The 10866-nt window shown below is 55.4% G+C and carries 8 protein-coding genes and 1 pseudogene; 3 read left to right on the top strand and 6 right to left on the bottom strand.

The features are described 5' to 3' along the window. Together ABYV89_RS10245 and ABYV89_RS10240 are read right to left on the bottom strand one after the other, a co-directional pair. Positions 1-580 (bottom strand): annotated as a pseudogene (locus tag ABYV89_RS10245) (ABC transporter permease subunit); the annotation flags it as partial. Positions 581-678: 98 nt separating this feature from the next. Next, entirely contained in the window at positions 679-1665 is a 987-nt protein-coding gene (locus ABYV89_RS10240) for a PstS family phosphate ABC transporter substrate-binding protein (protein ID WP_432822857.1), read from the bottom strand. 295 nt (positions 1666-1960) lie between these two features. Here ABYV89_RS10240 and ABYV89_RS10235 point away from each other — a divergent pair, with 295 nt between their 5' ends. Then, positions 1961-3133: a GAF domain-containing protein gene (locus ABYV89_RS10235; RefSeq protein ID WP_432822856.1), complete on the top strand. Its 1173-nt coding sequence runs from the start codon at positions 1961-1963 to the stop codon at positions 3131-3133. A 148-nt stretch (positions 3134-3281) separates the two neighbouring features. On the opposite strand, the gene ABYV89_RS10230 is transcribed toward ABYV89_RS10235, so the two are convergent. Genes ABYV89_RS10230 through ABYV89_RS10220 form a run of 3 tightly spaced genes read right to left on the bottom strand, consistent with a single transcriptional unit; the run spans position 3282 to position 5282 of the window. Continuing rightward, positions 3282-3929, bottom strand: coding sequence for a cytochrome b/b6 domain-containing protein (locus ABYV89_RS10230; protein ID WP_432822855.1), 648 nt, complete (start codon positions 3927-3929; stop codon positions 3282-3284). A gap of 1 nt (position 3930) precedes the next feature. Next, positions 3931-4983 (bottom strand): cytochrome c3 family protein, encoded by a 1053-nt coding sequence (locus ABYV89_RS10225; RefSeq protein ID WP_432822854.1) that lies wholly within the window; start codon positions 4981-4983, stop codon positions 3931-3933. Positions 4984-5036: 53 nt separating this feature from the next. Next, complete coding sequence (locus ABYV89_RS10220) at positions 5037-5282, bottom strand: hypothetical protein (protein WP_432822853.1); 246 nt, start codon at positions 5280-5282, stop codon at positions 5037-5039. Between the two features lie 509 nt (positions 5283-5791). On the opposite strand from ABYV89_RS10220, the gene ABYV89_RS10215 reads away from it, so the two are divergent. Beyond that, positions 5792-7207, top strand: coding sequence for a sigma-54-dependent transcriptional regulator (locus ABYV89_RS10215; protein WP_432822852.1), 1416 nt, complete (start codon positions 5792-5794; stop codon positions 7205-7207). 80 nt (positions 7208-7287) lie between these two features. Here the strand turns inward: ABYV89_RS10215 and ABYV89_RS10210 are convergent, their stop codons facing one another. Continuing rightward, positions 7288-8889 carry a sensor histidine kinase gene (locus tag ABYV89_RS10210; RefSeq protein ID WP_432822851.1) on the bottom strand — a complete coding sequence of 534 codons (1602 nt, stop codon included), beginning with the start codon at positions 8887-8889 and terminating at the stop codon, positions 7288-7290. 402 nt (positions 8890-9291) lie between these two features. On the opposite strand from ABYV89_RS10210, the gene ABYV89_RS10205 reads away from it, so the two are divergent. Further along, on the top strand, positions 9292-10743 hold the full coding sequence (locus tag ABYV89_RS10205) for a sigma-54-dependent transcriptional regulator (protein ID WP_432822850.1): 1452 nt from the start codon (positions 9292-9294) through the stop codon (positions 10741-10743). The last annotated feature ends 123 nt before the right edge of the window (positions 10744-10866 follow it).

Here is a 10866-nt window from a genome sequence, read left to right as displayed (position 1 = left end):
GGTTGTCGGCCAGCAGGTCGACACGTACCTGGCGGTCGCTTTCCACGCGCGCCAGCGACTGCACCGGCGTGCCTTCCTGCGGCGGTGCGAAGCTTCCCTTGCGCAGCACCTGCCGTTCGAAGGTGCGAGTTCCCGCATCATCGAACTTCGGAATAAAGCGGACCTGTTCAACGCTCAGGCTGCCGTCGCTCCAGAGCACGCTGAAGGTCATGGGGGAATCGACCGCGACTTGCGTGGGGATGGCGGTCGGATCCTGGGGCGCGGCGACGGGGATGGCCTCAATCAGTGTCCCTGGGCCGGTGGCATAAAACGCAATGGCGTTGTTCGCGGTAAAGGCGACGGCGGTTTCCAGGTATTCGTCGATGTCGATCGCCAGCGGCGAGGCGTTCTCCGACGTTTTCTCGAGGACGAGTGTCGCCAACGGCACGGCTGTCGGTTCCTGGAACAGCGGCAGGGTGACATTGCCGATCAGCAGCAGAATGAGGATGACGCAGGCGATGATCGACATGCCGCCGATGGTAATGACATAACGGGCAAGTCGGTCGCGAAGCTTGATCCTCTTAAGTACGTTTTTATCCATTCAAAGTGCCTTGTCTCGCTGCAACTGGCTGCACAAAGACCTGTCTGCCGAAAACGGCAGACAGGTCGAGTCTGTTGGGCCGAAATTGCGCCCTTTATTTATTTGAGCAGGTCCTGCTGCTTGGCGGCCACCGTGGCGGGGAGGGGCAGGTAGCCATCCTTGACCACGATCTCCTGACCTTCCTTGGAGAGCACGTATTTGATGAATTCCTCGACCATGGTCGGCAGCGGCTGGTTGGGCTGCTTGGCGACGTAGAGGTAGAGCATGCGGCCAAGGGGGTACTTGCCGGCCAGTACGTTGTCGTAGCTCGGCTCGAACGCCTCTTCGCCATCTTTTTTGGAAAGGGCCAGGGCTCTGACCCCGGAGGTCTTGTAGCCGATCCCCGAGTAGCCGATGCCCGCCTTGTCTTCGGTGACCGAGAGGACCACCGAGGCGCTGCCCGGCTGCTCCTTGACGGTATCCTTGAAATCGCCCTTGAACAGGGCGTAATCCTTGAAATAGCCGTAGGTGCCGGAGGCCGAGTTGCGGCCGTAGAGGCTGAGCGGCTGAGCGGCCAGGTTTCCGCTCAGGCCGATCTGCCCCCAGGTGGTGATTTCACTGGCGGTGCCGCCCTTGCGGTTTTTCGAGAAAATCGCGTCGACCTGCTGCAGAGACAGTTTGTCCAGCGTGTTGTCCTTGTTGACATAGACGGCCAGCGAGTCGAGGGCCACGCCGATAGCGGTCGGCTTGTAGCCGAACTTGGCTTCAAAGGCTTCTTCCTCGCTCTTTTTCATCTTGCGCGACATCGGTCCGATCTGCGCGGTCCCTTCGATCAGCGCCGGAGGAGCAGTGCTGGAGCCTTTGCCTTCGATCTGGATGTTGACGTTGGGGTAGGACTTGCGGAACCCTTCGGCCCAGAAGGTCATCAGGTTGTTCAGGGTGTCGGAGCCGATGCTGTTGAGATTGCCCGATACGCCCTGGGTTTTACTGTAGCTTTTCAATGCCGGGTCGACGCCGACCGGTTCGGCCAAAGCACTTCCCGTTGCTGACAGCGTTGCCACGGTTACCGCTGTCAGCAGCCATTTCTTTGCCGCGATCCCTTTCATTCTATTCTCCTTGTGGGGTTGATTTCTTTTGGACAGGGGCAATTATTTGACCCGTTATGTTGGCTGCGATCTTCTCCGGTTGCTGTTAGAAATATGTTAGCGATCGGTGAGATGTCCGCTAAAAAAAGAGGGTTTAGACCATTGACCATGGACGTCATCTGGCCTCATGTGTTTATGTAAATAAAAAAGCGTTTGTGCGGCCACTGTTGAAAAAATCCTTTGACTCCGGTATGATGATCGCGCATGGTTATTTGGTTCCAAGGTTAGGTAATGGATAGATTGGAGAAATAAAACAATGGTTACAGGCGGTTCCGTCGAATACTTCCGGCTCTTTTTTGAGGCGGGGCAGGCTATTCTTTCCTCCCGGTCGTTACAGGAAACGCTCGGGTTTCTGGTTCAGCGTACCGCTTCAGCCCTCGGCGTCAAGGCGGGCAGCCTGAGGCTGCTCAATGAAAAGACCAGCTGCCTCGAACTGGTGGCCTCGCACGGGCTCAGCCCGAAGTACCTTGCCAAGGGAGTCTTGAGCGCGGATCAGAGCATTCCCGAGGTTCTGCGGGGAGAGGTCGTCATTGTCAGGGATGCTTTTGCGGACCCGCGTATCCAGTATCCCGGGGCGTTGCGCGAAGAAGGGATTAACACCATTCTGTCGGTACCGGTTGAGGCAGGCCGCGGAACGGTCGGCGTGCTCAGGGTTTATGCGGCAGAATCCAGGAGTTTTTCCGACGAGGAAATTGAGTTTGTCTCCGCACTGGCGGAATTGGGCGGGTTGGCCATCGCCAATGCCCGTATTTACGAAACCGAAGGGATTCGCCTCTCTTCAATGCTGAAGGAGGTCGGGGTTGAGTTGTCCGGGGCGACCGAAGTGCTGCAGAAGCGGATTCGGATGTTCTCGCCGCAAAGGCTCACGCCGGAAAAAAGTCTTCAGTATTTTCGCGCCCTGCACGAAACCACCCGGTTGATTCTGGCGACCCTTGACTCCCGTGAGGTCATGGGCCTGATCGTGTCCCAGGTGATCCAGTTGATGCAGGTGAAGGCCTGTGCCCTGCGCCTGATCAACGAGACGACTCACGAACTCGAGCTGCTGGCGTCCGAGGGGCTCAGTGAAAAGTTTCTGCGCAAGGGAACGCCGCACACCGATCGCAGTATTCAGGAAACCCTTGAAGGGGTTCCGGTCTTGATATCCGACACCCGCAGCGACGCGCGGCTCGAATATCCTGAAGCCACGGTCGCCGAAGGCATTGCTTCGATTCTGTCGTTGCCGATAGTGGCCAGAGAAAGGGTTATCGGGGTGCTGCGCGTCTACAGCGGGTGCCGGCGGGAATTCAGCATGGAGGAAGTGACGTTCCTTTCCGCTCTGGCCGAAATCGCCGGGATCGCCATCATGAACGCCCGGCTTTACGAAAAGAACCGAAATGATCTGTCCTTCTGGACTGCGACCATGGAATATCTTCAGGATCAGGACCCTTAGCCTGCATTTTCAAGGGGAGACGGAGGGCCGGTGTTGCTGGTGGCCCCGGTGTGGGATTAAATTGAATAGCAAGTACAGACCCAGAAAAGCGAAGCGCCCGATTAGGCGCTTCGCTTTTTACTTGAGGTTTATGCCGGAACGGATGGTGTCAGTGCTGATGCTGTTCTTCTTCCTCTTCCCAGCCGGTCCACATCGGAACAAAGTGGGCGAAGGGGGTATGTCCCAGGGTCGCCAGGTAGACATGGGTGAACAGGAACGCGCAGAGCGAGCAGGCCAGCAGGAAATGAACGCCGACCAGAATTTTAAGTCCGCCGATCATCAGCAGCGTGTTGCGCAGTGGTTCGATGTTCAGCAGCAGGATGCCGGTGACGATCACCAGGGGCACCAAGGCCATCATGATCACCAGGTAAGCCGCCTTCTGCATCGGGTTGAACTTGTTTTCCGGAGTGGTGTGGTGAGGGTTGGGCTTGCCCCGGAAGTAGTTGAAGAAATAGAACAGGGCCTGCCGGAATATGCCCTGCTTGATGTCGCCCATGTTGGGGACGTACAGCTTCACCAGCGTTCCGGCGATAAACAGGTAGTAGAAGATCCAGAGGAAGAAGGAGATCGCCACAACAATGCCGGCGGTGTTGTGCAATTCGATGGCCGCCTTGTAGGTGCCGAAAATGTTCACATATTCGGGAAACCGGATCTGGGCGCCCGTAACGCAGAGGGTGACAATTCCCAGGGCGTTCAGCCAGTGCCAGATTCTTACTGGTGTCGGCTGCAGGTAGATCATGGCTTTTTTTTCAGACATATTAGTGCCCCTTTCCTTCTCTGTTTTTACGGGTCAAAAAACGCAGGGTGCCGTGACCGACGGGCATGACCATGCCGCCGACAATAATCATCAGGCCGGCGATGTTCAGCCACTTGCTGCGGGTGGCGCCCATCATGTAGAAATCCGGAGTGCCGTTGAGGACATCGAGAACCGCCCCTTTTTCGACGGCCAGGCGAACGTAGGAGCCGTCTTTTTCCGGGAAGGCAACATAGCTGGTCTGCATGGCGTCCGGGCCGGAAGCGTGGCAGAAGGAACAGTCCCAGCGGTTGTCAAGAATCTGGTATGAGTGAGTGACCGACTCCGGTGTCATCATGCCCCACAGGCGCATGTCCTTGTAGTTGGGGTTGCTGTTGAAGGCCCTGAGTTCGGCGAGAGAAATAAGCCCATTGCTGTCCGTGTCGACCAGGGCCTGAACGGGTTTGTCGCCGGCGAGACGCTCGAGGTCATCCCGGGCAGCGGTAGTGAACTTGCTGTAGCGGTTGCCCTGATCGCGTTGGATCAGATACATGGTAATGACGTAATTTTCAGAACCAGTATGGCAGGTGATGCAGGGGAGCGCCTCAATGTGCAGGCCTGCCTGGGGCAGCCACTGGTCATGTGTGGCGACCGTTTCCGCCGTGTCATGGCAGGTGGAACATTGGCGGTTCATGTCGAAACCGGAGACTTCGGTTGGTGCTTTCGCGTCGTGCGGATTGTGGCAGTCGGCGCAGCTGGCATTGGAGCCGTGCAGGCTCAAGCTGTACTCTTCATAGATGTTGTCATGGCAGTCTTTGCAGCTGGCTTTCGATGGAGCCAGCCCGTCGTCCGGGTGGGCGTCGGTGACGGACTCGTGGCAGCCCGAACATCCCATCTCGGCATGAGCGGTGGTGTCGAAATGTTCGCCGTTGATGGCAAACTCCTCTCCGACCATTCCCGCATCGCTATGGCAGTCCAGGCAGTCGGCCGATTCCATGGCGCCTGCCGTTGACAGGCACAACAGCAGGGTGAGTACCAGGTTGAACAGTAGCAGGGTGTGTTTAGTCAATTGTCGCACGGTGTTTCCCCCTTTTCTCAGGAAAAGTTTCAAGCTGGTTAACTAAGGGATTGCTACGATAAATCAGTTGTCAGGAGCTTCGAATATTTTTCCCGGCCGCCCAATAGTCCTCTGGCCATGCCAAACAGCAAGAGGAGCGCCGGCACCAGTTGGGCCACGAAAATCAGAGAGCAAAAACCGATAAAAAGCCAGGCGCCGATCCCCATGTGGGTGGTGCTGGATCCCGGAGTCGCCAGGGCCGGTCCGGCGGTCGCGGCCAGTAACGCGACGATGTTCGGGATGTGTCGCAACGCGTTCATCATTTTCTCCTTTCTGCCTGGGGCGGGCTTCAATACAGATTTTTATTTGTTTATTTGTTAGAGCCTGTGAATACTCTAGCAGTGCCCGTGCCAAAACCTTGGATTGTCCTAATATGTATGCAAGTGACTGAAATGATGCAGTTTCAGCCTGTTGTTCCAGGGCTCTTGTGGGTTTTTGAAGAGTGGCCTGTATGTAATAAATATACAGTCGGTAAAAAGACCTGTTGCCGGACACTTTTTTTGCCAGAGAAAAGTTGACGTAATTTCCAGTGGTTGTGGTTTTGTGGCGGGTGTATGGAGAAAACATGCATGTGAATATATTCGAAAAAACAGCGAGCGCCCGGTTCGAGAGGGCCTGCCTGTCGGTCTGGTGTGAGCGAGCGGTTGGATAACATTGGATTGCTTTTATGAAAAAAAACCAGTAAGATTAATGACGACGTGACCTGTTGTCTTTATGCCGCCAAGGGTCTTTGCTTGGTTGGCCAAAGGGTGTGAGGAGTTGGGAGCAAATGACCAATCCAAGAATTCTTGTGGTGGACGATGAGGCTGTTATCAGGGAAGGGATTCGTCGAATCCTTGAAAAGGAGGGGTGCCAGGTAGAAACCAAGTCGAGCGGGCGGGTGGCGCTGGAAAAGCTGCAGGAAGACGACTTTGACCTGGTCATCACCGATTTGAAGATGCCGGGGATGAGTGGAATCGAACTGCTCAAGGCCATCAGGATTCTGCAGCCGGATGTTCCGGTGATATTGATCACCGGGTATTCCACCGTGGAAACGGCTGTTGAAGCCATGAAAAACGGCGCCTTTGATTATCTGGCCAAACCGTTCACCCCGGCACAGATAACAGAAAAGGTGCAGAAAGCTCTCGATCAACGGGCCCTGCTGCTCAGCAATCCGGGCCAGGAAGAGAGCGTGCTGAAGGACCAGGGACTGGGCCAGCTGGTCGGCGACAGTCCGCAGATGGGCAAGGTCTTCCGGCGTATCCTGCAGGTGGCCAGAACTGACAGTACGGTTCTGATCTCCGGCGAAAGCGGAACCGGCAAAGAACTTGTCGCCCGCGCCATTCAGCAGAACAGCCCCCGAAAGGATCAGCCTTTCGTGGCGGTCGACTGCACCTCGCTTGCCGAAAGCCTGCTCGAAAGCGAACTCTTTGGCCACATCAAGGGCTCCTTTACCGGTGCCGTGCAGACGAAGATGGGCCTTTTCAAGGTGGCTGACGGCGGCACCCTGTTCCTGGATGAAGTGTCCAACATCAGCTTGACGACTCAGGCCAAGCTGCTGCGTGTGTTGCAGGAGCGTGAAGTCACCCCCATCGGCGGAACGAAGCCGATTCCGATTGATATTCGCTTGATTGCCGCGACCAATAAAAATCTCAAGGATATGGTCGCCGATGGAACCTTTCGCGAAGACCTGTTTTTTCGGCTTAATATAATCCCTATCGACCTGCCGGCGCTGCGTGACCGCAAGGGGGACCTGGTTCCCCTGGTCAAGTATTTCCTGAAAAAATTCAGCGATGAAATCGGCAACGAAGTACGCGGCCTGGCCCCCGGAGCCATGGCCATGCTGAGAAAATACACTTTTCCCGGCAATGTTCGAGAGCTGGAAAATATCATTGAGCGGGCGGTGGTTCTGAGTGTCGGCGACCTGATTGAGCCGGAAGATCTCGAGTTGCCTGTCTCCGACGGGGAAGGGTTCGCTGTTGAAGAGGATTATGTCCCCAGGACCACAGAAGAGCTGAAGGAAGCCAAGCGGGAGGTCCGTGAGCGGGCCGTGGCCCCCATTGAGCGGGCGTTTGTTCTGGATGCCTTGAAGCGCAATGACTGGAATATTACCAAGGCCGCAGAAGAGGTCGGAATGTTGCGCCCCAACTTTCAGGCCTTATTGAAAAAACAAGGAATTTCCGTGCGCGATCGCGCGGTCAGTTGATCTCGTCGGCCATGACTGTAACAAAATTCCCCGGCAGCCTTGGCTGCCGGGGAATTTTGTGTGTGCTCTCGTAGAGGGGATCAGGATGCCTGGCTCTCAGGGTGTTGTTCGCTTGAATTGACGCTTGCTTCGGTCAGGGGGAAGCGGATGGTGAAGGCAGTCCCCTCGCCGGTTTTGCTGGTGACCTCAATCTGGCCGCCGTGATTTTCGATGATTCCGTAAGACACCGACAGGCCGAGGCCAGTCCCTTTGACCCCCTTGGTGGAAAAAAAAGGGTCGAAAATTTTCTGCAGATTTTCCTCGGGGATGCCGCAACCGGTATCGCTTATCTTGACATACAGGTGATTTGGCTGGGCGGAGAAATCGGTTTTTATGGTCAACTGACCGCCTGAAGGCATGGCTTGGCTGGCGTTGATAAGAACGTTCATGAAAACCTGCTCGATCTGGCTCGGGTCGATCAGAATGGGGGGGAGGGCCTCATTATACTCTCTGCTAATTCTGATGTTGTGGAACGAGGTATGGTGCTGGACCAGGGCCATGGTCTTGTCGAGAACCTGATTGACCGAGTCCTTTTTTTTCTGGGGGACCGATTCCCTCGAAAAGTCGAGAAGTTCGCGAACTATTTTTGCGCAGCGCTGGGTTTCGTGGACGATGGTCTGCAGATCTTTTTTGATCGCCGGATCAAGTCGGGGGTCGTCTTCGATCATGGCGGCAAACATCAGGACGCCGGTCAGCGGATTATTGATTTCATGGGCGATTCCGGCGACCAGTTCGCCTATGGAGGCCAGTTTTTCTGATCGCAGAAGTTTGGACTGCATGCGTTGGATTTTTTGCGTACGCTCTTCGACCTTGGCCTCCAGGGTGTTTGCCCATTCGCGACTTTCGTCCTGGGCTTTCTTGAGGTTGGCGGTCATGCTGTTGAAGGCTTCAGTCAGTTCGCCGAGTTCGTCCCGGGGGTAATTATCAACGCGGGTTGACAGGTCGCCCTGTGCAACCTTTTGGGTGTGCTCCAGCAGGTTGTTAACCGGCACGTTGATCAGTTGATGGGTCAGCAGCGAAAGGCAGGTTCCCAGGATCAGCAGCAGCACAAGCGTAAAAACGATGATGTTGTTGCGGTAGGCTGCGGCGGTGGCACGCACGCTTGACAGATCAACGTGGACATCCAGAATCCCCAACAGTTGCGCTTCGGGGGCGTGGAAATGGCATTGGGCGGTGTAGCAGCTTTCCTTGTTGAGGATTTCCTTGGTGACGCCGAGCAGTTCAACCCCTTCGCGATTGACGAAAATCCGGCTGCGATCCATCGAAGAGGCTTGCACGCGGGGGGTCTCGCCGCTATGGCAGCCGCTGCAGCCCTCGGAGTTGCGGTCAACGCAGGTGCCGATTTCGTCTTTGTGGGTCGAGTAGTTGATGATGCCCTCTTTGTCCAGCAGGCGAATCCGGTTCACCCCCTTTTGTGAGCCGACCTCCTCAATCATCTGGTAGACTCGTTGGCGGTCGTCTTCGAGCATCTGGTAATGGGTGGTTCGAATAACCGTTTCACTCAGGTTGTCAACGTCCTTCAGCGCATCATCCATGAACATGGTGGTCAGGGTTTCGACGTTAAGAAACGCATACATGATCATGGTCGCCAGCAGGACTGCTCCCATGACGAGGTTGTATTTGTTGATCAGTTTAAGGCGCACGCAATAATCCTGACGGCTTTATTTTAATTAGTTTATAGTTAATGTGATTTTATTTTATTTTTAAGATAAAATCAAGCAAAGGCTCATCCCCTTTTGTTTGCCTCTGTGGGGGAGGGGATGGGGGCTGGCGGACGGACGCTGGGCTTTTACCGGACAGAATGTTGGTGCCGGATCGGGTTTCATGTAATAACGTGTTGATTTGTCTTGATTTGTTGAGTTATTATCGGAGGCAGACCGTTGTTTATTTTCTTTTTATCTGGTTGACTGTTGAAGATCTCAGTGTCTTCAGGCGGTTGGGGGGTAATGTTTTTTTGCGCCTGGCAGGCAGTGGTTAAATAAACGCCAGCAGTAGTGGGTCTGGTGATAGCGTCAATAATAATGAAATGCTCAAAAGGTGTTTAAATGTCCGAATCTATGCGCAGCATTCTATTGGTGGATGGCAGCAGGGAGGCCAGGGAGGGTCTGGCCGTCATGCTTCGCAAGCATATCGGATGTGTGGTTCTGGAAACGCAGGGCCCCACTGAGGCCATCGAGATCCTTGAGGAACAGGACATCTCGCTGGTCATTACCGATCTTTTTTCGCCGAAACAGGCCGGAATCGAGCTGCTGAAGCAGATTCGCTCCCACTATCCCCAGGTCGCGGTCATCGTTAGCGTCCCTTACGGTGACCGGGACTCGGTGGTCGAAGCGCTCAGACGCGGTGCGATTTTCTACATCCATTCGCCATACGATTTCGAGGAGGCGGTGATTGCCACGGCCCGGGGGTTGGAGCATCACGAACTCCTGGTGCATCACCAGAAGCGCAGTCCGAAAATCAGCAAAAACGACGGTTTTCAGGGGATCATCGGGCAGGCGCCGAAAATGTGCGCCCTGTTCAGGAGTCTTGAAAAAGTTGCCGAAGACGGCGAAAGCAACGTGCTGATTCACGGGGAGAGTGGTACCGGGAAAGAACTCGTGGCCCGCGCGACCCATGCGCTCAGCCCGCGCAAAGGGAAAAACTTTGTCCCGGTGAACTGTGCCGCTATCCCGGACGATCTGCTGGAAAGCGAACTGTTCGGCTATGTCAAAGGGGCTTTCACCGGTGCCAACCAGTCCAAGATGGGCCGGATTCAGTACGCGGACGGCGGCACCCTGTTCCTCGATGAAATAGGCGACATGAAGCCCTCGCTGCAGGCCAAGCTGCTGCGGGTCATTCAGGAGCGCGAGTTTGAGCCGGTTGGTGGGGTCAAGCCGGTTTCGGTCAACGTGCGGATTGTGGCGGCCACCCACCGCGATCTCGAGGCCGCGGTAGCTCAAGGGAGGTTTCGTGAAGACCTTTTCTACCGTCTTAGCGTCGTCCCCCTGTTTATTCCCCCGTTGCGGGAGCGCAAAGAAGATATTCCAGTGCTGCTCGAAACTTTTGTTCAGGTTTTCAATCGCGGCCGCAAGAATGGTTTGAAGGGATTTTCACCCAACGCCATGGCCTCTCTGCTGGAATATCCCTGGCCGGGCAATGTTCGTGAACTGGAAAACCTGGTTCAGCGGATGTCGATTCTTCATACCGGCGAGCTGGTCACGGCATCTGAGTTGCCGGAAAAATACCAGATATCCGGCGATATCCAAATGGATGAAGAGAGCGAAGCTTTTGCGGTTGGCAACGAGGTTGCGATCGAAGAGGGGCCGGTCGAAGAAGATTTTGACTTTAATGCCCTGGTCAGCGACTTTGAGGATCGATTGATTCTGAAGGCTCTGACCAAGACCGGCGGCAACAAAAAAGAGGCCGCCAAACTGCTCAACCTCAAACGCACCACCCTGATAGAAAAAATCAAAAAGAAGCAACTAGAGGGATCGCTTCCCCCTGAACCCCTCGCCTGACCGGGGTTCGGGGCAGGTGAGGGGAGTCTGCATGTGTTAATGGATTTTTTTTGCAGCAGTTCCCGGTAGCCCCGACGGCCGGGCGTGTCCCGGCCGTCGTACTTATCGGTCTCTAGATCAGTC

The sequence above is a fragment of the Trichloromonas sp. genome (assembly GCF_041583255.1).
Classification (GTDB): Bacteria; Desulfobacterota; Desulfuromonadia; order Desulfuromonadales; family Trichloromonadaceae; genus Trichloromonas.
The sequence above is the reverse complement of the archived record's forward strand: the minus strand, read 5'-3'. Positions and strand labels throughout refer to the sequence as shown.

Excerpts from the sequence above, each read along its gene's own strand:
- ABYV89_RS10205 (WP_432822850.1), top strand. The coding sequence starts at position 9,292 with ATGTCCGAATCTATGCGCAGCATTCTATTGGTGGATGGCAGCAGGGAG.
- ABYV89_RS10230 (WP_432822855.1), bottom strand. The coding sequence starts at position 3,929 with ATGTCTGAAAAAAAAGCCATGATCTACCTGCAGCCGACACCAGTAAGA.
- ABYV89_RS10240 (WP_432822857.1), bottom strand. The coding sequence starts at position 1,665 with ATGAAAGGGATCGCGGCAAAGAAATGGCTGCTGACAGCGGTAACCGTG.
- ABYV89_RS10235 (WP_432822856.1), top strand. The coding sequence starts at position 1,961 with ATGGTTACAGGCGGTTCCGTCGAATACTTCCGGCTCTTTTTTGAGGCG.
- ABYV89_RS10215 (WP_432822852.1), top strand. The coding sequence starts at position 5,792 with ATGACCAATCCAAGAATTCTTGTGGTGGACGATGAGGCTGTTATCAGG.
- ABYV89_RS10220 (WP_432822853.1), bottom strand. The coding sequence starts at position 5,282 with ATGAACGCGTTGCGACACATCCCGAACATCGTCGCGTTACTGGCCGCG.